Source organism: Chryseobacterium flavum (genome assembly GCF_003385595.1).
Taxonomy (GTDB): Bacteria; Bacteroidota; Bacteroidia; order Flavobacteriales; family Weeksellaceae; genus Chryseobacterium; species Chryseobacterium flavum.
The window spans coordinates 13,638-37,519 of record NZ_QNUE01000028.1; the positions used below are offsets into that span (position 1 = coordinate 13,638).

Annotated in this window: 18 protein-coding genes; 4 read left to right on the forward strand and 14 right to left on the reverse strand. The window is 38.5% G+C overall.

Annotated features, from left to right (window positions below):
• Positions 1-106 precede the first annotated feature (106 nt).
• Positions 107-1,366, forward strand: a complete 1,260-nt coding sequence (locus DRF59_RS20010; RefSeq protein WP_115964283.1) for a helix-hairpin-helix domain-containing protein — start codon at positions 107-109, stop codon at positions 1,364-1,366.
• 113 nt (positions 1,367-1,479) lie between these two features.
• Here DRF59_RS20010 and DRF59_RS20015 read toward each other — a convergent pair whose 3' ends face one another.
• The 6 genes from DRF59_RS20015 to DRF59_RS20040 all read right to left on the reverse strand — a co-directional run bounded on the left by DRF59_RS20015 (position 1,480) and on the right by DRF59_RS20040 (position 6,633).
• Positions 1,480-2,706, reverse strand: coding sequence for a hypothetical protein (locus tag DRF59_RS20015; RefSeq protein ID WP_115964285.1), 1,227 nt, complete (start codon positions 2,704-2,706; stop codon positions 1,480-1,482).
• Between the two features lie 179 nt (positions 2,707-2,885).
• A complete protein-coding gene (gene rluF / locus DRF59_RS20020) occupies positions 2,886-3,608 on the reverse strand; it encodes a 23S rRNA pseudouridine(2604) synthase RluF (protein ID WP_115964287.1) in 723 nt (240 codons plus the stop codon).
• Between the two features lie 213 nt (positions 3,609-3,821).
• On the reverse strand, positions 3,822-4,520 hold the full coding sequence (truB, locus tag DRF59_RS20025; RefSeq protein WP_115964289.1) for a tRNA pseudouridine(55) synthase TruB: 699 nt from the start codon (positions 4,518-4,520) through the stop codon (positions 3,822-3,824).
• 1 nt (position 4,521) lies between these two features.
• Positions 4,522-5,340: an undecaprenyl-diphosphate phosphatase gene (locus DRF59_RS20030; protein WP_115964291.1), complete on the reverse strand. Its 819-nt coding sequence runs from the start codon at positions 5,338-5,340 to the stop codon at positions 4,522-4,524.
• A gap of 94 nt (positions 5,341-5,434) precedes the next feature.
• Complete coding sequence (locus tag DRF59_RS20035; RefSeq protein ID WP_115964293.1) at positions 5,435-5,731, reverse strand: DUF3098 domain-containing protein; 297 nt, start codon at positions 5,729-5,731, stop codon at positions 5,435-5,437.
• A gap of 2 nt (positions 5,732-5,733) precedes the next feature.
• Entirely contained in the window at positions 5,734-6,633 is a 900-nt protein-coding gene (locus DRF59_RS20040) for a cell division protein FtsX (protein WP_115964295.1), read from the reverse strand.
• Between the two features lie 91 nt (positions 6,634-6,724).
• Between DRF59_RS20040 and rsmA the strand changes: the two genes are divergently transcribed.
• Complete coding sequence (gene rsmA / locus DRF59_RS20045; RefSeq protein WP_115964297.1) at positions 6,725-7,498, forward strand: 16S rRNA (adenine(1518)-N(6)/adenine(1519)-N(6))-dimethyltransferase RsmA; 774 nt, start codon at positions 6,725-6,727, stop codon at positions 7,496-7,498.
• A 78-nt stretch (positions 7,499-7,576) separates the two neighbouring features.
• Here the strand turns inward: rsmA and DRF59_RS20050 are convergent, their stop codons facing one another.
• The 8 genes from DRF59_RS20050 to DRF59_RS20085 form a co-directional block, all read right to left on the reverse strand.
• Positions 7,577-9,844: a choice-of-anchor L domain-containing protein gene (locus DRF59_RS20050; RefSeq protein WP_241505644.1), complete on the reverse strand. Its 2,268-nt coding sequence runs from the start codon at positions 9,842-9,844 to the stop codon at positions 7,577-7,579.
• Positions 9,845-10,246: 402 nt separating this feature from the next.
• A complete protein-coding gene (locus tag DRF59_RS20055; protein WP_115964301.1) occupies positions 10,247-13,822 on the reverse strand; it encodes a choice-of-anchor L domain-containing protein in 3,576 nt (1,191 codons plus the stop codon).
• A gap of 172 nt (positions 13,823-13,994) precedes the next feature.
• Positions 13,995-16,352, reverse strand: coding sequence for a choice-of-anchor L domain-containing protein (locus DRF59_RS20060; protein ID WP_115964303.1), 2,358 nt, complete (start codon positions 16,350-16,352; stop codon positions 13,995-13,997).
• 254 nt (positions 16,353-16,606) lie between these two features.
• Positions 16,607-17,140 (reverse strand): DUF1003 domain-containing protein, encoded by a 534-nt coding sequence (locus DRF59_RS20065; protein WP_115964305.1) that lies wholly within the window; start codon positions 17,138-17,140, stop codon positions 16,607-16,609.
• Positions 17,141-17,151: 11 nt separating this feature from the next.
• Complete coding sequence (locus DRF59_RS20070; RefSeq protein WP_407643397.1) at positions 17,152-17,922, reverse strand: TIGR02757 family protein; 771 nt, start codon at positions 17,920-17,922, stop codon at positions 17,152-17,154.
• 7 nt (positions 17,923-17,929) lie between these two features.
• Complete coding sequence (locus DRF59_RS20075) at positions 17,930-18,844, reverse strand: ribonuclease Z (RefSeq protein ID WP_115964306.1); 915 nt, start codon at positions 18,842-18,844, stop codon at positions 17,930-17,932.
• Positions 18,845-18,980: 136 nt separating this feature from the next.
• The gene (rdgB, locus tag DRF59_RS20080; RefSeq protein WP_115964320.1) at positions 18,981-19,568 is read right to left on the reverse strand and encodes an RdgB/HAM1 family non-canonical purine NTP pyrophosphatase; all 588 of its coding nucleotides are present in this window, start codon (positions 19,566-19,568) and stop codon (positions 18,981-18,983) included.
• Positions 19,569-19,593: 25 nt separating this feature from the next.
• Positions 19,594-20,424 carry a CPBP family intramembrane glutamic endopeptidase gene (locus tag DRF59_RS20085; protein ID WP_115964308.1) on the reverse strand — a complete coding sequence of 277 codons (831 nt, stop codon included), beginning with the start codon at positions 20,422-20,424 and terminating at the stop codon, positions 19,594-19,596.
• A gap of 403 nt (positions 20,425-20,827) precedes the next feature.
• On the opposite strand from DRF59_RS20085, the gene DRF59_RS20090 reads away from it, so the two are divergent.
• Positions 20,828-22,423: a peptide chain release factor 3 gene (locus tag DRF59_RS20090; protein WP_115964310.1), complete on the forward strand. Its 1,596-nt coding sequence runs from the start codon at positions 20,828-20,830 to the stop codon at positions 22,421-22,423.
• A 361-nt stretch (positions 22,424-22,784) separates the two neighbouring features.
• Positions 22,785-23,738 (forward strand): DUF4349 domain-containing protein, encoded by a 954-nt coding sequence (locus tag DRF59_RS20095; RefSeq protein ID WP_115964312.1) that lies wholly within the window; start codon positions 22,785-22,787, stop codon positions 23,736-23,738.
• The last annotated feature ends 144 nt before the right edge of the window (positions 23,739-23,882 follow it).

Genomic DNA, 23,882 nt, shown 5'->3' on the forward strand with positions numbered 1-23,882 from the left:
AATTTTTTTGATATTTTTTTAAGCTGTTACCCCCGATTATAGCGTAAACTCAATCATTTCAGGTTCTGCTCTTGCCCTACTTTGTTTTTATCAATAAGTTTACGCTATGATGAGAAAAAGCTATTACCAAAAACTGGCCTGTATCGTTACGCTGCTGATTGTCCTGTTAATCTTTCAGAAATATACAGGCAGGGAAAAAGAAAACTTTCCTGAAGCTAAATTTGTTATGGCCTCCCCTGCCCATACAGATTTATATAATTTTGACCCAAACCAGCTGGATCGTACACAATGGCTGAAATTTGGATTTTCTGAAAAACAGATATCCATCATTCTTAAATACAGGGAAATTCTGGGAGGGAAGTTTACCTCAAAAGAGCAGTTAAAAAAATGTTATGCCATTTCTGTAGAAAAATTTAATGAACTAAACCCTTATATCCAGCTCCCGGAAGCCAGTAAAGAGCTTATATCCGGAAAAGCCGGGAATGGAGAAAAGAATACCCTTTCCATCCCGGGAAAATTCAATCCGGATCAGCTTTCTGTAAAAGATTGGCTCAAAATGGGGTTCAGTGAGAAACAGACTGAAGCTATTTTAAAGTACAGGAACTATCTTGGAGGCAGTTTTATCAGCAAAGAAAAATTTAAAGAATGTTTTATTATTTCAGCAGAACATTACAGCCAGCTGGAACCTTACCTGCTGCTTCCTGCAAAAACTCCGGAAAGCTCTAAAAGAGGTTTCAACAATACCTCTATAAAAATTGCTTATCAGCCATTCGACCCCAATCGTTTAAATGCGGAGGAATGGCAGGCCCTGGGGTTCTCTGAGAAGCAGGCCCGTACTATTGTCAATTACCGTGATAAAAACCTGAAAGGGAGTTTTAAAACCCCTGATGACCTGCAAAAGTGCTTTGTTATTTCTGCTGAAAAGTTCCGGGAGCTAAAACCCTATATCAGGATTCAGGAAAAGCAAAAACAGGAAAAAACCGATTTTTCAAAAGCTGATCTCAACACCATTACCTTCAGGCAGCTGCTGGAATTCGGACTGGACGAAAGAAGTGCCGGCTCCATTATAGGATTCAGAAGAAAGCTCGGAGGCTTCGTTAATAAACAGCAGATTCTGGATACCTATAATATTGATAAAGAAATTGTTCAAAAACTTGTTTCCACAGCCCTGCTGGAAACTTCAAATGTTCCTAAATATTCCCTGGCAGATGCTCCTGAGGAATGGCTTAAAAATCATCCTTATTTTAAATACTCCGCCGATAAAATAATCTTTTACCGTATTACGTATCCTGATGATAAAAAAATATGGAAATTCCTGAAGCTGAAGCCGGAATATGAGCAAAAGATGAGATTATACATAAAATAGCTGAAACGGGTTTTCCAACAACTATACATGGATAATACCCATATAACTGCAAAAACTCCCAAGACAGCAGGTACTGTTTTGGGAGTTTTTTTATCTTAAACTTTTATATATTTTTAGTGATGCATATAACTGCTGGGACCATTGGTTCCTTCTATTGATTCCGGCAGTATTCCATATCGGGCCCGTAAATCTACCGTCCCTAACGTTTTTCCTGTTTCAATTTCAATGACACTAATGGTCCCTGAATTCAGATTAGGAAGATTCAGCAAATTATTTTGTACGGCAACCACCTCTTTTCCCGATCTGGTTTTAAAGAAAGCCATATGATGTGCCCCTTTATCTGCTTTAAAGGTTTTTAAAAGTTTTAACTGAGGGAGATTGCTTATATCAAAAACAAGCACTTTTCCAGGGTCTGCAAAGCTCACATAAAGCTTGCTGTTATCGTCAATATACATTTCGAGGGCCCATCCCAGCCCCTGGGTACTTCCATCAAACACCTTGCTGAAAGCATCATATTTCTTGGTCGTATTATTATAAGGTGCAATCCATATATCACCTCCAAGCATTGTTGTAGCAAGGGCATATTGCGGAAACTTTCCCCTAAGCAGTAAAACTTCAACAGGACTGGATAAATCCGTTGGTGAATCTGCGACCTGATAGGTTTCTTTTAATTCATAAGTATTCAGGTCCACCAAAGTACAGGTATTCCCCATACCACTGGTAAGATCCGGATGAATGGTTGAAGTTACCATCATGAGTCCTTTTTCCTCGTTGATGGAAATACCGTGGGGATACATGATAAACTTATTGGGATTGGCTTCTATCGGCGCTTTAATCGTTTTGATAAGTTTGTTATTGTTAGCATTAAAGACTCCTACGCTACCATCTTTCAGGCCTCCCGCACCTCCCATAAAAGTCATAAAAAAACGGTCGTCATTGGTAAAAAACAGGTTTTCACCTACGGTATTTTCTCCGGTATCTACAGGGGTGGCACTTATCAGTTTTGGCATTCCGTTCTGGTCATCCTCCACTTTTACCTGGTAGAGATAGCTTCCTCCCAGGGCAGTAGTATACAGTTTTTTTGCATCTTTATTATAGTAAATATGGTGCGGTAAGACCCCTACTCCCAGCTCGAGTTTGCTGATAAGACTTCCAAATCTCGGAGAATCCGGATCAAGGTCAATGACAGCCATTCCGTCCGGAGCCCCGTTCAGACTTCTGTAATCAATAAGAAACGAGGTATTAAGAACATCATTATGGCCCTCACTCTGGTTCTCACAATTGGTAACAAGTATAAAAGCAGTAATGAGGAAAAGAAGCGGTTTAAATTTTGTTTTCATGTGTAAAGTTTTTTAGTTGTTATCAGATCATTATAAATATAATATATCTGAGTAAAAATAAAAAAATATTACACTACTATGTGAAAATTATAAAATTATTTGTTTATCAATGATATGGAACAAAAAAGCAGAGTATTTATTCCCTGCTTTTATCTGTCGTATGGTATTGAATTACAATCTTAATCCACGGTCTTACTGGAATCTTCAAGAAGCATGTTAAGCGTTGAGAGTTCCTGGTCCGTCAGATCCCTCCACTTCCCCACCGGTAAATCCAGCTTAATATTCATAATACGGATCCTTTTCAGTTTTTTAACTTCATAGCCAAGGTATTCGCACATTCTCCGGATCTGTCTGTTAAGTCCCTGGGTAAGAATAATTCTGAAGTTCATTTCATCAATTTTCTCAACCTCACATTTCCTGGTTACGGTATCCAGAATCGGAACTCCGTTTCTCATTTTTTCCAGAAACCTGGGTGTAATCGGCTTATCTACACGAACCAGATATTCTTTTTCGTGATTATTCCTGGCCCTGAGGATTTTATTAACAATATCTCCGTCACTGGTTAAAAGAATCAGTCCTTCGCTGGGCTTATCCAACCTTCCGATCGGAAAAATCCTTTTAGGATGGTTAATATAATCTACTATATTATTTTTTTCACGTTTGGTATCTGTTGTACAAACAATTCCCACCGGTTTATTGAAGACAATATACACCGGTTTCTCCTGTGGTTCCCTGATAGGCTTTCCATCTACTTCCACAAGATCCTCATCAGAAACTTTAGTTCCCAGTTCCGGAACTTTTCCGTTAATTTTGATGCGTCCCTCCTCCAAAAGCTTATCTGCAGCCCTTCTGGAACAGTATCCAACTTCTGATAGATATTTATTAATACGTGTTTTTTCCATTAATCTTCACCGTAACCCGGTATAATTTTTATTACTGAAAATAGTCTTAGCCCTAAAAAAATCATTAAACCGCCTGCCTGTTTATGGAATTAAAAGGTAATGCCCCCTTCCCGGCTCATCCTTTTGGATATAAATCCTGCATTCCAATTCCGGATTCCCAGGAGAGAAATAATTTTCGGCCGGATTAGTCAATAAACAGGATGGTATTTATTTTCATAAGTTTCCAAATCTAAACTCATTGTTTAAAAACTGATCTGTAGCGTCTTCTACTTTATAATCCCCGATCCTGGTACGTCTCAGCTGTGTAAGATAAGCTCCCACTCCCAGTTCCTGCCCTATATCATGAGCCAGACTTCTGATATAAGTCCCTTTTGAACACCCTACCATAAAACTTACGAAGGGAAATTCTATCCTGATATCTTTAATATAATGAATGGTTGTTTTCCTGGATTTCATTTCCACCTCTTCTCCTGCCCTGGCTAAATTATAAGCCCTTTCTCCATCAATTTTTATGGCTGAATAAACAGGAGGTTTCTGTTCAATCTCTCCAACAAACTTTTCTAAGACCTCTTTTACCAGATCTTCTGTAATATTTGAGATATCCTGATGAAGAATTTCCGGCTTTTCGGTATCATAAGACTCTGTCTGTACCCCTATTTTAATTTCCGTCCAGTATTCTTTTGGAGCATCCTGGATCTCAGGAATATTTTTAGTAAATTTTCCACAACACACAATAAGAAGCCCAGTAGCCCTTGGATCTAACGTTCCGGCATGACCGATCTTAAATTTTTTGGGAAGATCAAATTCTTTTTTAAGCTTATATTTCATTTTATTGACCGCCTGGAAAGAAGTCCAGTCCAAAGGCTTATCCAATAAAAAGGTATATCCCGCTTTCAGTTCTTCAGCAGTCATTTTATTTAAAAAAATAGAAATAAATTAACAAGGCTACCCCAACAAAAATACGGTACCAACCCCAAGGTTTAAATCCATATTTGTTTAGCACTCCAATGAATGCTTTGATCGCAATAAGCGCTACAATAAAAGCCACTACATTTCCTATCACAAATATGATGATATGATCCTGGGAAGCCATGATCATTTCGTAACCTTTCTGTGGATTTCCTGTTTCTTTTCCCCAGGTTTTAACAAATACAGAATACACTGTTACTGCCAGCATGGTAGGAACTGCAAGGAAAAAGGAGAATTCAGCAGCTGCTTTCCTGGTAAGTCCCTGGGCCATTCCCCCGATAATAGAAGCAGCACTTCGGCTTGTACCCGGCATCATGGCAAGACACTGCCAGAATCCGATGGTAACTGCATTCCTGATCGTAATGCCCTTTTCATCATCAATTTTAGGATTCTTGAACCATTTGTCCGCAAACAGCAAAACCACTCCACCCAATACCAGAACCGAGGAAATTGCAATCTGATTTCCCAGGACCGCTTCAATCTTGTCATCAAACAGATATCCTAAAACCAATGCCGGTACTACTGCAAAGCCCAGTTTAAAATAAAACTGAAGATTGTTCAGATCAAAAAACTTTTTCCAGTAAGCCACTACAACAGATAAGATAGCACCAAACTGAATGGAAACCTGAAACATCTTTAAAAATTCATCTTCCGGTAATCCCATCAGGTTGGCTGTAAATCCCATGTGTGCAGTAGAGGAAATCGGAAGATATTCTGTAAGCCCTTCTACAATGGCAATAATAATTGCTTTTATTAAATCCATATTCTTTCAAAAAAATTAAAAGATTAAGAGATCCGGAAATTCAGAATACAACCCCGAACTTCCCAATCCCTTAATCTCTAAATATTAACTTGTGTTACTTTCTTTTTAAAATAGCATATACCTCTATGGCAAAACCTATGACTACAAATAAAGGAGCTATTCTGATCCTCCTGATGGAAAAAATACCATCATTCCAGGAATTCGGATCAAATTTACCATCTACCGTATTGGCATCCGGTCCCATCATCAGAAGAAAACCTCCTGCAATGAAAGCCAGCCCTATCAGCATCCATTTAAAATTCTGCTGTCCGAAGTAAAAAGTATTTTCCTGCGGTGCTTCCTCTCCTTTGCCAAAGTCGGAAGCGGTAAATTTATTTGTTTTTTTGCTCATTGTTAAGAGTAATATAAATCGTCAACGTTTGATTTTAAGAATCTCCAGGTTGCAATAATGGTACTTAGAACAGTAATAAAAATTCCTACTCCGATCACCAGCAATACAAGCCAGAAATACTGTTGGTTATCCTGTACAAATGCAGATCCGATCTGGTTGGTAAAGTAATACCATACACCAAACAGGGCCAGAAGACCGATTAAAGCTCCTATAGCTCCCAGGATCACCGCTTCTATAATGAATGGCTTAAGAATAAATCTTCTCTTCGCACCCACCAGCTGCATGGTTTTGATAATAAATCTTTTAGAGAATATTTTGAGACGGATTGAATTGTTGATTAAAACAACGGCCAGTACCAGGAACAGGATTGAAAATCCTAAGATCCATTTTAAGATTCTGCTCAGGTTATTATAAACATCAACCATTAATGTACTGTCATTTTTTACATCAACAATACCAGGCACTGCTTTGATCGCTTTGATTGCCTCATCAATTTTTGCAGGATCTACATATTCAGGTTTTAAAGCAATTTCAACAGAGGAAGGAAAAATGTTTTCTTCGAACAATGCGTCACTGTCAATTCCCATACTCTTTTTGGCCTCCTGAGCCGCCATGCTTCTTGAAATATAGGTTGCTTTTTTTACAGGAGCTAAGGTCTGTACTTTTTTAAAAGTTTCTGCTTCCAGTTTTGCAATCTTTACAGAATCTTTAGCATCATAGTTTTCATCAAAGTAGGCATTCACTACCAATTGTTCTTTGATATAGTCAGAATACTTTTGGGCATTGATTAAAATAAGCCCCATTAATCCCAACAAAAATAACACTAAGGCAATACTTATCACTACTGTAATATTGCTGGACCGAAGTCTTTTCTTATTAAAATCATCTACAGATTTAGCCATTAATATTAAAATTTTTGGCTAAAATAGAAAAAAACTTCCGAAATTTGGGACGAAAAAAAGAAAATCATTGTTAATAAAATCATAAAAAACTTTGAGTGTAAAAGCAAAAAAACATCTTGGGCAGCACTTCCTGACAGATGAGAACATCGCAAGAAAAATTGTAGAAGGTCTTAGTTTTGAGAACTATACCAATATCATGGAAGTAGGTCCCGGAATGGGCGTTCTTACCAAATATCTTCTTGAAAAAGACCAGAACGTTTATCTGGCGGAAATTGATAATGAATCTATTGAGTACCTCAAAAATAATTATTCTAAAATTACGGAGAATACATTTGTAGGGGATTTCCTCAAGCAGGATTTTAACTTTATCAAAGATGAACAAATTGCCATCATTGGTAACTTTCCCTATAATATTTCTTCTCAGATATTATTTCAAATCGTTGATCATTATGAGCTGATTCCTGAAATGGTAGGAATGTTCCAGAAGGAAGTAGCTGAAAGAACGGCTGCTGTTCCAAGAACTAAAGATTACGGTATTCTGTCGGTCCTGATCCAGGCTTATTATGATGTATCCTACCTTTTTACGGTTCATGAAAATGTCTTCAATCCTCCGCCAAAAGTAAAATCCGGGGTGATCAGGCTGACGAGAAATCCTAAGGAAGGACTCAGTGGAAATGAGACTTTATTTAAGCAAATTGTAAAAGCAGGATTCAACCAGAGGAGAAAGAAGCTTTCAAATGCACTGAAAACATTGAATATTCCTGAAGCTTTGAAAACCCATGAATTTTTAGACAAAAGAGCGGAAGAATTAAGCGTCTCAGATTTTATTGCCTTTACCAGCCTCTGGAAAGAAAATCAATCGTAATAAAAAACTGTTCTGCAGTATATAAAAAAAGAAAGCCTTTCAGATGATCTGAAAGGCTTTCTTTTATGCAGGTAAACTTTATTCCCTGTTTTTCAGCATGATCCATCCGGACCAGTCCATCTGGGTTTTTGACTTAGGATATTCAAAATTAAACTTATACCAGTAAGTGGCTGTCGGAAGCCTCTTTCCTCCTACTGTTCCATCCCAAACAGGATTTTCTTTTGAGAACCTGAACATCTCAACACCATACCGGTCATAGATGGATCCTGTGAAATTGTTGAATTCTCCAAGGGCTTTAAGATCCAGCACATCATTGACTCCGTCCTGATTAGGGGTAATGAGATTATTGATTTTCAATGTAAAGAACTCTATACTTCCCACACAATGTGTTCCTACCCTTCTGGCCAGAATCGTATAGGTTGTATTGTCCAGAAGATTGGTAAATACCCTTGACTTCTGCCATGTAATACCATTATCAATTGAATACTCCAGAGAGCTCGGTGTATTATTCATCGGAGGGTTTACAGCGGTAACAGTCAGTGTTTTTTTGGCACCATCATAGTTCATTTTGGTAAAATATGGAGTAGCTGCTCCCATAACTTTTACCGTAAATATTTTTTTACAGATTCCGTTATCAATTTCTACGGTATAAATTCCCCACTGATCAACTTCAATCTTCCGGGTAGTAGCACCTGTACTCCACAGATATTTATAATTAGATCCGGCGCCTGCATCCAGCGTTACTTTATCTCCAAGACACATTTCAACATCGGTTAAAGGACTTGTAATTTCAGGGGTAACTTCAATTCTTATGGTAGCAGGGTTTAATGATTTACATCCTTTCGGACCTATTGCATAAACCGTAAATACAGCAGTCTGATATAAAGTAACGGTCTGGGTATTCCCGTTACCTGAAAAATTAATCCACTCATATGTTGTTCCCCCCTCTGCTGAAAGCGTTACGGACTCTCCCGGACAGATCTTAATTTTGGAAGATTTTAATTTGGCAATAGGAGTAGCTTCTTTTAAAAGGGTGAGTTCTACCATTTTACTACAGAATCCTCCATTTGAAACCACGACATATAAAACCTGCCCGTCAGTTCCGTTATAATTCAGGATGTTCTGTATATAATTATCATTCTGGGCAAGGGCATCCGCCTGATCCACATAAAACCTGAATACCGCTCCGGGTGTAGGACTTATGGAAGGCATAATCGTACTGAGATCGAAAGTAGTAATATCAGGAGTGGTACAGAGTAGCAATGTGGCATCCTGTGCCTGCGGAGTTGTTCCTCCATGAATTACGATTGAAGCTTTACCAGGACATGGATTTCCCGGAACACTGACTTCAATGGTATATGTTCCCGGCTGCACTGCAGTAATGGTATTAGTGGTTGCATTAGGTACAGCAACTCCGTTGTGATACCATTGGTATAATAGGTTCGGATCACTTACTGAAGCTGTAATCACCTGTGGTACATTATCACAAACGTTGATATCTGATGGCAATGTAGCTCCACTAGGGTCTAAAAGTTCCACCCCGATATTAAAGGAGCCTCCCTCAAGAAACACAGCTGAATCATAGGAATGATCCTCTCCATAAGGTCCGTAATCAGCAATTACCATTTTAAAGTGATATTGCTGTCCTGCCGTTACAGTCGCTGTAGCCGTAAGAGGAACGGTTCTTCCGTTAAAATTCGTTTCAATATTGGCTGTGTTATAACCTCCGAAATATTGCTCATTAACAGCCGCACAGCTTCCGGGAATTGCCGGACGGATATTGGTAACGCTTACCGGGCCTGCTCCGTTTGGAAGTACCGCCATATTGGTATAAGGTCCACCCGATGTAGGTCTCAGCAAAATTGCAAAAGCATCTGCATAATTACAGGGGAATGAGCCTGTGTACTCCTCCGAAGCTAATATATAATTAAATTTAATCTGCGATGTTGTTGGAACGAAGTCAAACTCAAGAAGTACAGCATCAGTCAGGGTTCCGGTAGCTCCTGTAGCCTGCGCAAGATCTGAATCTGTACCTCCTCCGTTAGTATCCCCAAGAGGATTAGGACCTTCATAAGTATTTCCTCCTCTTGATGCCTTTCCGGTAGAAAGGATAATCCCATCTTTAAAAGGAAATGCCGTTGTTCCTTTATGAAAATATCCCCAGGATCTGTCTGCATCACCCACTGCATGATTGGGGGTAATCTGTACATTTGTTACGTTGGGAGTAACACAGGTATTGGTTCCTGATGAGATCAGAACATCTTTTACAAGCTTTTCAATAGAAAAGGAACTTTCTGTATATCCGGGAGCGTTTACATCAATAAAAGCACCTGCTTTTTTGGACATTGCAGAACTTTTTTCTTTTATAATCGGCCTGGGAGAAAGCTTTTGTGAAAATAGAAATGTCGAAATGACTAAAAAAAATAAATAAAACGGTAGATATCTTCTTCGCATAATACTTTTGTTTTAACAAATTTAATTTTTTTTTGAATATACCTCACACATATTTAACTTTTTTATATAAAAAGAACAAAAATATAATCAAAAACTTATCAGAAAATATTATCTATTATCGTTAAAAACTTAAAAATAAAAATACTGATTATCTGTTTTTATGATAAAAAAAAATAATATATATTCCTGTAACAGAAACGCTTTTAAAGAATCAGCATACTGTCAAAAGCAATGGTAAAAACAAAAAAATCTCCCCGGTCAGGGAGATTTATATTAGTTTTTTCACAATATGATTTAATTTCTGTTTTTTAACAGAATCCAACCTGAACGTTGCTCTAATTTTTTACTTGCAGGATTTTCCCACTGCACTCTATACCAGTATGTTCCGGTAGGTAAATTCAATCCTTTCAAAGATCCGGTCCATACCGCTGCATCTTTTGTAGCTTTGAATACTTCAGCACCATATCGGTCAAAAATAGAGGCTGCAAAATCTTTATAACCACTGATCCCCGTAAAATCTATGGCATCATTATAACCATCCATATTAGGAGTTATAGCATTGCTGATGACCAAAGTGAAATAATCTAAAGAGGTTCCGCATTTTGAACCCACTACCCGGACCATCAGATGATAAGTAGTGTTGTTTAAAGCTCCGTAAAATATATTGGAATGCTGCCATGTTGTCCCTCCGTCTATGGAGTATTCCAATATCCCTCCCGTTGGGTTGCTGGCTGTAAGGGTTAGCACATGATTGTCATATACTACGTTTGTAAACTGAGGCAGGTCAGGATTGATCAGCTCAGCAGTAAACACTTTGGAACACACCCCATTGCTTATGGTTACACTATAAGTACCCGGTATATTTGTGGTAATGGTCTGGGTGGTAGCTCCTGTACTCCATAAATAAGTATAATTAAGACCTGCACCCGCATCCAAAGTTCCATTATCTCCTGCACATACATAAACATCCGTCAATGTGGACTCTATAGCAGGCACCACTTCAATTGTAACGGTAGCCGGATTTACAGAGCTGCATCCGTTTCCTCCCAATGCATAGACCGAATATATAGTCGTAATAGTAGGAGTAACTACCTGAGTACTGCCGTTTCCGGTAAGCCCTACCCAATTATAGGTAATTCCTCCGGTAGCTGTAAGAGTCACCGACTCGCCGGCACAGATTTTTGACTTCGAAGCCGATATTCCGGCAACCGGAGGACCAACCTCTACAGTTACCGTAGCCGGTACTGCTGAAACACATCCGTTTGCTCCCACCGCATATACGGTATATACAGTAGTTGACCCCGGAGACACCACCTGTGTATTTCCGTTACCCGGAAGTCCTACCCAGTTATATGTTGTTCCTCCGGTAGCTGTTAAAGTCACTGATTCTCCCAAACATATACGAGGCTGCGAAGAGGTAACCCCCGCAACCGGTAATGTTGTATCCTGGGGAACGGTTACGTTTGTAGTATAGGAACAGCTTAAGTTTCCGGGCTGGGACACATGGGTTACTGTTAAAGTATAAACCCCTCCGGCACTCACTACCGGATTAAGTGTATTGGCTCCTGATACAATAGTTCCACCAGTGGTCGTCCACGTAATTGTTGCCCCTGCAGGTATTACTGAAGCTGAAGCATTTAAAGTGACCTGAGAAGCCGTACAGGTAACAGTCTGCGGTGGCGCTATGGTGAGCGTAGTAACAGCTGTTCTTAATAATTTCAGTTCAACCACATAGCTACAGCCTCCATTACTTACCAAAACATAAATCGTTTGATTTCCCGGTGGAGAATATGTAGTGGGTGTTGCTATAAAATTACCATTAGCAGCATTAGCATCAGCCTGATTCACATAATATGTAAAAGTCACCCCGGTAGCAGTCGTGATCTGGGGTTCAGCATCTGTAAGATCATAAGTTAATCCGGGTTCATAGCATTTATGCAATGTGGCATTCTGTGCTGTAAACGGCTGGGAAACTTCAATTGTTATTGTTGCCGGATTTTGGGAGACACAACCATTTGCTCCCACAGCAGTCACAGAATATGTAGTTGTTGTAGTGGGAGATACAGTCTGGGTATTTCCTGTTCCCGGAAGACCTGTCCAGTTGTAGGTAGCCCCTCCTGTAGCGGTTAATACGACAGAATCCCCGCTACAAATTTTAATTTTACTTGCTGTTAATCCTGTAGATGGCGGCGCACTATCTCCCGTTACTGTAACATTAGCAGTAGCGGTACAATTAACATTTCCGGGCTGATAGGTATTGGTTATGGTTAAAGTATAGGTTCCGGCTGCATTCACAACAGGGGTCAGGGTGTTTCCTCCTGAAACAATATTTCCTCCTGTCGTAGTCCAGTTAAAGGTTGCTCCTGCAGGGTAAACAGAAGCAGAGGCATCCAGGGTTGTTTGTGAGTTCGCACAGGTCAAAACTGCCGGAGGTGCAATAGTCGCAGTCATTTGTGCTGCTTTTACTAACTTGAGCTCAGCTACTTTTGAACAGAATCCATTCTTAACAAGAACATAAACAGTTTGCCCTCCTGCGCTCGGATAAGCTGCAGGATTGGGAATTGTATTCGTATTCCCTGCGTTAGCATCCGCCAATGTCATATAATAAGCAAAGGTTGCTCCCGGTGTCGTACTTATGGCAGCCTGTGCAGATGTTAAATTAAATGTAGCATTTCCTGTGGTATAACAGGCCGTCAGAGTAGCATTCTGCACTGTGGGAGATGTTCCTCCCACTACAGTAATCGTTGCTTCTCCGGGACATGTATTTCCCTGTATATAAACTTTAACGGAATATACTCCTGGTTGTGTGGCAGTGTAGCTGGCATTGGTAGCACCCGGAATCGGGTTTGTACCTAAAAACCACTGATAGGTAACATTAGCCCCCTGAACAGAAGCTGTAAAGGTTTGCGGAGTATTATCACACATATTTACACTAGCAGGAAGCTGTACTCCCGCCGGATCAAGGATTTTCACCCCGATATCAAAAGATCCCGCTTCAAGGAAAACCGCTGTATCAAAATTGTGATCCTGGAAATCAGCAAGCACCATTTTAAAATGATAGGTCTGACCAGGAATAACGGTTGCTTTTGCAGTCAATGGTACTGTACGTCCGTCAAAATTAGTTTCAATCTGAGCAGTATTGGTTCCGCCGTAATACACCTCATTTTTAGGCCCGCAATTGGGATAAGCAGGGTGAATATTGGTTACACTCACCGGTCCTGCCCCTGCCGGAAGAACAGCCAGATTGGTATAGTTTGGATCACCGACTTTTTTTAACAAAAGGGCAAAGCCATCTGTAATACTGCATGGAAAACTCTGCTGGTATTCTTTAGATGCAAATAAATATCTGAACGAAACCTCAGTAGAAGAAGCTACGAAATCAAATTCTATGGAAGTGGCATCAAACAGCTGGGAATTGGGAATATTCAGTACCGTAGCCAGGTCAGCATCTCCACCGGAAGGCAATGTATCACTCAATGTTGCCTGATAATTATTTCCTGCTTTATTTGCAAACCCTGTTGACAGTATAATCCCTTTACTAAACGGAAAGTTGGTGGTTGCTTTATTAAAATACCCCCAGCTCCTTTCCGGATTGCCCGGTGCCAGATTAGGAGACACAGTAACATTACTTACTGCTGAAGTGGTACATCCTCCGCCGGAGATCAGGACATCTTTAACCAACTGTGTGATATTATAACCTGACTCGGGGTATCCTGGTGCGTTTACATCAATAAAAGCACCAGCCTTCATAGAAGCGGAGCTTTGTCTTCTGGCAACTTCTGCTCTTCCTCTGTTTTGAGAAGAAATGAAGTTTCCTATAAAAGTAAAAAATAACGCAAAAAATAAACTTCCTGTCCTCCTATTTAACATTTTATATTATTTTAAACAAAAATACTATTTTTTTTGATTAAAATTCAGCTCAATATAATTTACATTATTACTAACGTAAATTTATTTATTATAGAATATCAATTCTATTTATCTACAAATAATAAAAAAAAGACTGACAAAACTGCCAGTCTTTCAATTATAATTTAAAAATCTACTCTATATTTTTCAGCAATATCCATCCTGTTTTCACTGTCGGCTGTTTGCTGGCAGGGTCTTCGTAGGTTACCTGGTACCAGTAAGTGGCAGTAGGCAGACGTTTTCCCTGGAAGTATCCGTCCCAGTAAGGTCTCACTTTCTCGGCTTTAAATACCTCCCTTCCGTAGCGGTCAAAAACAATTCCCGTGAAGCCGTTATAATTGCTCACCCCTCTGAAATCAATAATATCATTAATATTATCACCATTTGGAGTAATTACATTTTTCATTACAAAAGTAAAGTACTCCAGAAATCCTTCACAGCTTGTATATTTTACCCTTACCCGAATAGATATAAGCTTATTCTTAGGTACATTAGAAAATATATTTGAAGATTGCCAGGTAACTCCATTATCTATTGAGTATTCAAGGATCCCGTTACTTGGATTGCTTGCTGTAAGAATAAGTGTTCCATTCTCGTTAAAGTCAACATTGGTAACCTGAGGAACCACTGCACGGATCACCTGTGTTTTAAACGCTTTTGAGCATACCCCATTGCTGATGATTACAGTATATTCTCCAGGAGTATTTACTGTGATAGACTGTGTTGTTTCACCAGTACTCCATTCATACGTATACCCTGGTCCTGAACCTGCATCCAGCAGGATTTCGTCTCCCTGACAAATATGTCCTCCTTTCAAGGAAGAAACAATAGCAGGCACTACCTCAACCGTGATGGTTGCCGGCTGTAAAGATTTACATCCCTGCGCACCAATAGCGTATACCGTATAAGTAGTAGTTTGAGTCGGGCTTACCGTTCTGATAGGGCCTGTTCCCGGATCATCACTCCATTGGTAAGTAACCCCGCCTGCAGCAGTAAGAATCAATGTTTCTCCCACACAGATTTTTAACCTTGAAGAAGTAAGCTGCGCCACAGGGGTTTCTTCTTTTCTTAAAGTCAATGTTGCAATCCTGCTGCAGAAAGCCCCATTGGAAACCAGCACATGTAAAACCTGACCGTCAGTGCCATTATAATTGGTCAGATTGGTAATAAAGTTATTATTTTGAGCCTGTGCATCAGCCAGGGTTGTGTAAAAACGGAAAACCGCGCCCGTTGTGGTACTGATCAGCGGCTTTGCATCTTCCAGATTGAATGTGCTGTGCTCAGGAGTGGAACAAAGTTTCATTTCCGCATTCTGTACGGTAGGACTTGTTCCTCCTATAATGGTAATCGTTGCTTCTCCCGGACACTGATTTCCCGGAATCATTACTTTAACCACATATACTCCCGGCTGTGTAGCCGTATAAATAGCATTGGTTGCCCCTGGAATCAACACCCCATCTTTATACCACTGAAACGTCATCCCGGGAATAGCCGCCACCTGCGCTTTAAGTTGTTGCGGTGTGTTATCACACATATTAATTGTACCCGGTAAAGTAGCACCGGTTCCATCCACAATTTTAATTCCGATATCAAAAGAGCCTCCTTCCAGGAAAACCGCAGAGTCATATCCTGAATCTCTGGCATCTGCAAGAACCATTTTGAAATGATAAGTCTGACCTGGAATTACATCAGCAACAGCAGTCAACGGAACAGTTCTTCCATTATAATTAATTCCTACATGCGGGTTATTTATTGCTCCAAAATAAGTTTCATTGATCGGGCCACAACTAAATCCGTTTCCTGCAGGTACAATATTCGTTACACTTACAGGCCCTGCGCCACCAGGTAAAACCGCAAGATTGGTATACGTAGGATCTCCGACCTTTTTCAACAAAAGTGCAAATCCATCTGTATAGTTGCTACAAGGATAATCTGAGGTATATTCTTCGGAAGCAAAAATATAATTAAACTTCACCTGAGTAGAATTGGGAACAAAATCAAATTCCAGTGATACAGCATCCAGCAGGTTATAAGAAGGATTAATAGCTGCCACCAGATCAGGATCACTCCCTGTACCAGGAGAGCTGCCAAGATGGCTATTAAAAATATTTCCAGCATCTTTTGCATACCCCGTAGTCAAAACAATTCCATCTGTAAAAGGGAAATTAGCTGTTCCTTTATTAAAATATCCCCAGAATCTGTTGACATTATCTACAGCATGGTTAGGAGAAACCGTAACATTACTTACATTAGCCGTAGTACAATTGGTTCCGCCGTTAATCAGAATATTTTTCACCAATAGTTCTGGCGTATAATTGGATCCGACATACGGAGGAACATTTACGTCAATAAACGCTCCTGCTTTTAAACTTTCCGCTGAAGGTTTTACTTTTTCAGGTTTTCTGACGGGCGCTGTTTGAGAAAAAGCAGCAGCAGAAACCAATAAAAAAGAAAAAAGGAAAAAATAGTTTTTTAGTCTATAATTTAACATTTTGATTTCATTTGCCCAAATGTAGCAAAAATATTGAAAACAGATTAACCTTTTCACAGCTTTAAAAGCATTTTAACACCTTTATTTACAATAATTGGTTTTTATTTTTAAGTTTTATTCAAATCCAATAAATTTATTAAAATACACAAACCAGCAATAAAAAAGACAGAACAACATTCGTCTATCTGTCTTTTATCCTATTAAAACCACAATAAGATTTGTAATTTGAAATATTTTCCTAAATCACTTTATCCTCAATCTTTTTTCAATTGATCAATCTCACCCTGCAGCCTGGCAATTATATCTTTTAAAGCTTTTATTTCATTTTTATTTGAACTCACATTACTCTTTAGGATCACATTTTTAGCCCTTTCATTGTGGTCTTCCTCTTCCTCTTCTTCATTAATTTCTTCAATATCTTCCTGAATATCCTCTATATCCTCATTGATCTCTTCGATATCCTCACTAATTTCCTCAATATCCTCCTGGATATCTTCGATATCTTCGCTGATCTCTTCAATATCTTCCTGGATGAATTCAATTTTCTCGTGGCTTTTGTTAACAGACATCTGAATGAAGATTGCCAGATAAATTGCTTCCAGGGAGAGCACGGTAGTAAGAATCAGAAGCATTTTATCAAACTCTACAATATTTACAAGAGGAAGTAAAAACGAAGTGATAAAAAGCAACGTGTGCACAATCAATGACGGAATAGACCCGATCCAGGACGTAATATTATTCGCTATTTTTTCGAGCACTTCTGTTTTTTCATTGTATTTTTTTTTCATCCTTACTTTTTTTACAAGAGTTCTTTAGTGACCCCAAGTCCAAACAAAGCAAAATCATATTTTGCAGGATCATTTTCATCAAACTGCCTGATGGCTGTATCCAGTTGCTCTACCGTTTTCCAATCATTCTGGGTTCTTGAGATAAGCCCCAGCTTTCTTGAAATATTTCCTGTATGAACATCTAAGGGAATAGACAGATACTTTTGATCTGTATTTTCCCAAATACCAAAATCCACGCCACGTTTATCTTTACGCACCATCCATCTCAAAAACATCATGATTCTTTTTGCAGAAGAGTTCTTACCGGGAGAACTTACATGTTTATGGCTCCTGTGCTTTTCGGGCTCAAGGAAATTATCTCTGAACCTTTCAATTGCATAGAGAAAATTGGTTTCTTTTTCTCCTAATTTAAATAAGCTTTCCAGACTTTCATTTCCCGTATAAATTCTTTTAAATTGACTGATAAAATAGGAAAAATCCTCTCCGTTAAATGTCCGGTGAACACTTTTATCCCGAATAGCTTCCAAATCTCTGACCGAATGGTTCAATACAAAATCATATGGAGAATTCCCCATGAACTCAAGCATCTTTTCAGCAGATTTAATGATCGATTTTCTGTTTCCCCACGAAATGGTTGCTGCTAAAAACCCTGCAATTTCTATATCCTGTTTTAAGGAAAAGCGATGGGGAATCTGTATAGGATCATCATCAATAAAGCCGGGAATATTATATTGATCGGCTTTTTCATCCAGAAAATTTTTTAATTCTTCAAATTTCAGCATTCTTCATTTAGATTTTCACGCTTTCCAACGCTTTGGGTAAAAAGGTGTTGGGGAAAATATTTCTTGCCTCATCGGTAAATACCGTCAGGTCTCCGTATCTGTTGGAAAAATGCCCCAATATCAATTTCCCCACCTGTGCTTTTTGTGCTATAGTTGCCGCTTCCAAAGCTGTTGAATGCCCGGTATAGTCTGCCATTTCTTTGAGATCGTGCAGGAAGGTAGACTCATGATATAAAACCGTAACATTCTTAATGATCGGAAGTACACTTTCCAGATAACGGGTATCACTACAGAATGCATAGGATACAGAAGGAGCCGGATCCAGTGTCAGCACTTCATTTTTAAGTACATACCCATCACTCAGGACAAAATCTTTCCCTGCTTTAATATTGTGATAATCACAGGTTTCAATTTCACTGTACTTGGCAATCTCCTTCATATTCAGATGTCTGTCTTTAGGTTTTTCTTTAAAAAGATAACCATTACAATAGATCCGGTGATCTAAGGGAATCGTGTATACCTCAACCCTGTTATCTTCATAAATTTTTTCTGAATAATCTTTATCCAGTTCGTGATATACGACCTCAAAGCCACGGTGGGTCTCCGTTATTTCAAAAATTGTTTCCAGCATTTTCCGTATTCCTTTCGGGCCATAAACATGCAACGGATTTTCCCTTCCTAAAAGACGGAATGAAGCAATAAGCCCCGGAAGTCCAAAACAATGATCCCCATGTAAATGGGAAATAAAAATATGGTTGATTTTTGAAAATCTTGCCTTTGCTTTTCTAAGCTGTACCTGAGTCCCTTCGCCACAATCAATAAGAAAAAGTCTTTCTTCCATTTCCAGCAGCTGAGCTGTAGGCGAAGTATTGACTGTCGGAATTGCTGAGTTAAAGCCTAGTATCGTTAAATAAGTACTCAAATCAATAATTTATTATAGACAAATGTACAACAGAAAATCTAAAACGTTGTTTTTTACTTTTAATTTAGGAAATAAGGATAAAGACACATCTGCCAGACGGGATTTATCTCTTTCTGATGTATTAAACAAGAATTATCTAATCTGTTACTTTTAAAAAATCCATAAATCTGTCCAAAGCCTGTTTACGGTGGCTGATTTTATTTTTATCTTCAGGATTCATTTCTGCAAAGGTTTTGGTATAGCCTTCAGGAACAAAAACAGGATCATAGCCAAATCCTTTGAATCCCTTGTTTTCTGTTAACAAATTTCCGTGAACTCTTCCTTCAAAATATTGAGCTCCGTTTTCATCATAATAGCATAAAACAGTAATAAAATAAGCCTTCCTGTTTTCAACACCTGTCATTTCTTGTAAAACTTTTTCAATATTTTTAGCGAAATCATGGTCTCCGGCATAACGGGCAGAGAATATTCCCGGCCTTCCGTCTAAAGACTCTACTACCAGACCACTGTCATCTCCCAGACTTGGAACTCCGGTTTTCTCAAAACAATATTTTGCTTTGATCAGGGCATTGGCATTAAAAGAGTCTCCATCTTCTACAATTTCTTCATGGATATTATAATCTGTGAGGCTTTTCACTATACAATCGCTTCCCAGAATCTGTTGAATCTCTTCTTTTTTATGTTCGTTGTGTGTCGCTACCAATAACTCCATTTCTGTATTCATTTTCAATTTACTTTTAGTCATGTAATCAGATTTCAGAATAATGCACTTTGTATTTTTTCATAAAGAGATAGTAGAATAACGAAAAAACAACCAGTCCAACAGCCAATATCAGCCATTCTGAAACATTAAAAACTTTTGCAAAGCTTTCATCTTTACCATAAAGCACCAACAGTGATAAGCATAAATTGTTAAATCCATGCAGCAATATCGGCATCAGTAAAGATTTGGTCCTGTCATATACCAGTCCCAATACACACCCCAGCATCACAGCACTGATAAACTGCCAGGGATTTCCGTGAACCACTCCAAAAAGAATGGATGCATATAAAATAGCCTTCCATGGTTTTACTCCTTTATTTATCAACCCTTTCTGAATAATCCCCCGGAATATGATCTCTTCAAATACCGGAGCCAGCAATACAGTCATAATGATCATGACCACAGGATCATCCGTCAGCTGATTCATCAGCTGGGTGAAGTATTCATAAAAATCACCAAAAAAAGGGCCTGTTGTTGGGATCAGAGATGCTGTAAACTCTGAAACAAGCATCATCCCCGCCATCATAGGAAAGCTAAGGAGATAGGTATAAAAATTAACTGATGAAAGATTAAAGCTCAGTTTTTTTTGGGTGGTCCGTCTCACAATGAAAAAATCAAAGAAAGCGATCGCCATAAGGAACCCCACAGAATTGGCCACCATCAGAAACCAGCTTTTAAGTTCAAGATTTTCTTTAAAAACTACCATCCAGAAAGTATTGAATAAAGAAACAGCCATAGTTCCCACAAACAATCCCACTACTAAAGTAACACCGCCCAGCCATGTGAAAGTAAACTTCGGATACCTGCTATTTTCCATTCTTTTTCTCTGTAAAAGTTTATTGAAACAAAGATAATTTTTTTGAATGCTACAGGCAACTAAAAAAGAAAATACTTAAGTTCGCTCCTCTGTCATGAATGGATGTGCAAACCTTCAGACCTGATCTCATTATTGCCTCTGCGATTTTAGAGTAATACAGATTATCTCCGGATCCATAATCCGTAAAAAATGGGAATATTTGAATATACTATAATTTCCTTTTTTATTGCTGTATTCCTGGCTTACTGTATCTGATAATGCTTGCTGTTCATATTATTGAATAATTTTTTTAGATATTGTACAGACATTTCTCTTTTTAATATTATTAAGTGATAAAATATCTTGACCACTTTATTTGAAAACCTCGTAAAAAATCACGATTTTTGCAACTTCAAAATACGATATGTCAGACTTAATCAAAGAAATACAAAAAAGAAAGACCTTCGGGATCATTTCCCACCCGGATGCCGGAAAAACCACTCTTACAGAAAAGTTACTTCTTTTCGGAGGGGCGATTCAGGAAGCAGGTGCGGTAAAATCCAATAAAATAAAAAAAGGAGCTACCTCCGACTTTATGGAAATTGAAAGACAGAGAGGGATCTCTGTAGCAACTTCCGTACTGGCTTTTGAATATAAAGATCATAAAATCAACATCCTGGATACTCCGGGTCACAAAGATTTTGCTGAAGATACCTATAGAACGTTAACTGCTGTTGACTCTGTGATTGTTGTGATTGACGTGGCAAAAGGGGTTGAGGAACAGACTGAAAAGCTGGTACAGGTCTGCAGGATGAGAAATATCCCGATGCTGGTATTCATTAACAAGCTTGACCGTGAGGGTAAGGATGCTTTTGACCTGTTGGATGAAGTAGAACAAAAACTGGGACTAAGAGTAGTTCCTCTTTCCCTTCCGATTGGTATGGGAAGTGATTTCCAGGGAATTTATAACATCTGGGAAAATAACATTCAGCTATTCCTTGAAGAAAAAAAACAAAAAGTGGGGGAATCCATCACTTTCGATGATATTCATGATCCATCTATCGATGAGGCCATTGGTTCAAAAGCTGCACAGACCTTAAGAGATGAGCTTGAGCTTATCCAGTCTGTATATCCTGAATTCAGCCGTGAAGATTATATGAAGGGGGATCTGCAGCCGGTATTCTTCGGTTCTGCATTAAATAATTTTGGGGTGCGTGAACTGCTGGATGCATTTATTGAAATTGCTCCGATGCCACAGCCTAAAGAAAGTGATCTCCGTATCGTAAAACCTGAGGAAAATACCTTTACCGGATTTGTTTTCAAAATCCATGCAAATATGGATCCGAAACACAGAGACCGACTTGCTTTCGTAAAAATTGTTTCAGGTACATTTAAAAGAAATGAAAATTACCTATTGGTACGAGAAGGTAAAAAGATGAAGTTCTCTTCTCCCAATGCTTTCTTTGCCGACAAAAAAGAAGTCGTGGAAGAAAGTTTTCCCGGTGATATTGTAGGTCTTCATGATACCGGAAGTTTCAGAATCGGCGATACGCTTACCGGTGGTGAGAAGCTTAGTTTTAAAGGAATTCCGAGTTTCTCTCCGGAACATTTCCGTTACATCAATAATAATGATCCTCTTAAAGCCAAACAATTGGCAAAAGGTATTGATCAGCTGATGGATGAGGGGGTTGCACAGTTGTTTACCCTGGAAATGAACGGCAGAAAGATCATTGGAACAGTGGGTGCTCTTCAGTATGAAGTTATTCAGTATCGTCTGGAACACGAATATGGAGCTAAATGTACTTACGAGCCACTGGCAATGCATAAAGCATGCTGGGTGGAAGCTGATGAAAAATCGGAAGAATTTAAAGAGTTTGCAAGACTAAAGCAAAGATTCCTTGCCAGAGATAAGTATAATCAGCTTGTATTTTTGGCTGACTCCTCATTTACCATTCATATGACACAGGAAAAATTCCCGAATGTGAAACTTCACTTTATCAGTGAGTTTAGAGATAATTAAGGAAAGTCAAAAACTGACAATATATCATCCGTAGAGATTCTACGGATTTTTTTGTATTATATTTTAAAAATTCATTCCCAATCTTCAATTTGCCTGCATCGACTTTACTGAAGACCGGAAATTCAATCTCTCAGGTATATTCATATGAAATATCAGAAATTTTGATCGTAAAAGCTTTCACGTTCTACAATTTGCACCTGGATTACTCCATTTAAGCCTGAATACCATTTTGTAAATCTTTTGTAAAACAAATACAATAAACTGAAAATGTACCGGTTAACATTTTACGAATACAATACATTTTATTTACAATTTTTACAAAAACTCTCCTCTTAATTTTACCTCATCAAAAATTAATATTATGAAAAAGTTCATATTACTGGCAGCAGTATCCAGTACCTTCATTATGTGTAAAAAAGGAGAAATCACACAGTCAAAGATTGAGAAAACCATTCAGGCTGCCGACAGCCTTACTACAAGTGCTACAGAAACTATAGACCATGCCGGCCAGTCAATCGGAAACACGCTGGATTCTGCCAATATAAAAATAAAAGACCTTGAAGAAACTAAAAATACAATCCGGCAAAACATAGAAAACACATCAAAAATAGTAGATTCCCTGTCTGATAAAATTGCTTCTGTAAAACTGGAGTCTGGAGTTGAAAAAAAAGATTCTGCAGATAAGAAGCCAGAAAAACCAACCGTTCATGTTTCATCTCCCAAAGTAATCAGAGAAACCAGGATTATCTATAAAGAAAAGCCTAAAAATGACAGCTATGAACTCACAGTAAAAAAAGACAGGATGATAAAAACGGGCCAGGTATCTGTTACAGCAGATCAGGCAGAGACTGTAAAAGAGATGATCAAAGAAGAAGTGATGAAAAACAATGGTTTTATAAAAGCGGAAGACCTTTCTTATATAGAATCTGCAGACCGCAGACGGGAAGACCGGAAGGTATACAGCTTGGATATCCGGGTTCCCATTCAGAACTTTGACAGCCTGATGGATGCTTTAAACAGTAGTATCGGAGATATCGAAAGCAAAAATGTTCAGGTTTCAGGTAACCATTACACAGAAAATGCTATTTGCAGTATTTCTGTCAATGTAACTGATAAAACAGAAACTGAAAAAGGTCCTGAAACTTTTGGAGAAAAATCACTGGCAGCTATCGCATCCGGCTGGAATGTTATTACTTCTGTATTTTTGTTTATCTTGCCATTGTGGCCTTTATTCCTTATCGGGGGTATCGGATATTATTTTTATAAAAAGAAAAATAAAAGCATATCTGATAAAGATATTCCAAAAAATTCATAAGCGCGTTTACTACAAATAAAGAGGCTGTCTCAAAAGGACAGCCTCTTTTATGGGCGTATTTTTTTGTAACTCATATTTTTCAATGAATTTTTTTTTTTTAGATTATATTTTTGAGTTATTATGGTAGAATAAAGCAAAGGAAGG

Excerpts from the sequence above, each read along its gene's own strand:
- rluF (WP_115964287.1), bottom strand. The coding sequence starts at position 3,608 with ATGGAAAAAACACGTATTAATAAATATCTATCAGAAGTTGGATACTGT.
- DRF59_RS20035 (WP_115964293.1), bottom strand. The coding sequence starts at position 5,731 with ATGAGCAAAAAAACAAATAAATTTACCGCTTCCGACTTTGGCAAAGGA.
- DRF59_RS20050 (WP_241505644.1), bottom strand. The coding sequence starts at position 9,844 with ATGTCCAAAAAAGCAGGTGCTTTTATTGATGTAAACGCTCCCGGATAT.
- DRF59_RS20060 (WP_115964303.1), bottom strand. The coding sequence starts at position 16,352 with ATGTTAAATTATAGACTAAAAAACTATTTTTTCCTTTTTTCTTTTTTA.
- truB (WP_115964289.1), bottom strand. The coding sequence starts at position 4,520 with ATGACTGCTGAAGAACTGAAAGCGGGATATACCTTTTTATTGGATAAG.
- DRF59_RS20095 (WP_115964312.1), top strand. The coding sequence starts at position 22,785 with ATGAAAAAGTTCATATTACTGGCAGCAGTATCCAGTACCTTCATTATG.
- DRF59_RS20040 (WP_115964295.1), bottom strand. The coding sequence starts at position 6,633 with ATGGCTAAATCTGTAGATGATTTTAATAAGAAAAGACTTCGGTCCAGC.
- DRF59_RS20030 (WP_115964291.1), bottom strand. The coding sequence starts at position 5,340 with ATGGATTTAATAAAAGCAATTATTATTGCCATTGTAGAAGGGCTTACA.
- DRF59_RS20070 (WP_407643397.1), bottom strand. The coding sequence starts at position 17,922 with ATGCTGAAATTTGAAGAATTAAAAAATTTTCTGGATGAAAAAGCCGAT.
- DRF59_RS20085 (WP_115964308.1), bottom strand. The coding sequence starts at position 20,424 with ATGGAAAATAGCAGGTATCCGAAGTTTACTTTCACATGGCTGGGCGGT.
- DRF59_RS20015 (WP_115964285.1), bottom strand. The coding sequence starts at position 2,706 with ATGAAAACAAAATTTAAACCGCTTCTTTTCCTCATTACTGCTTTTATA.
- rdgB (WP_115964320.1), bottom strand. The coding sequence starts at position 19,568 with ATGAATACAGAAATGGAGTTATTGGTAGCGACACACAACGAACATAAA.
- DRF59_RS20055 (WP_115964301.1), bottom strand. The coding sequence starts at position 13,822 with ATGTTAAATAGGAGGACAGGAAGTTTATTTTTTGCGTTATTTTTTACT.
- DRF59_RS20065 (WP_115964305.1), bottom strand. The coding sequence starts at position 17,140 with ATGAAAAAAAAATACAATGAAAAAACAGAAGTGCTCGAAAAAATAGCG.
- DRF59_RS20090 (WP_115964310.1), top strand. The coding sequence starts at position 20,828 with ATGTCAGACTTAATCAAAGAAATACAAAAAAGAAAGACCTTCGGGATC.
- DRF59_RS20010 (WP_115964283.1), top strand. The coding sequence starts at position 107 with ATGATGAGAAAAAGCTATTACCAAAAACTGGCCTGTATCGTTACGCTG.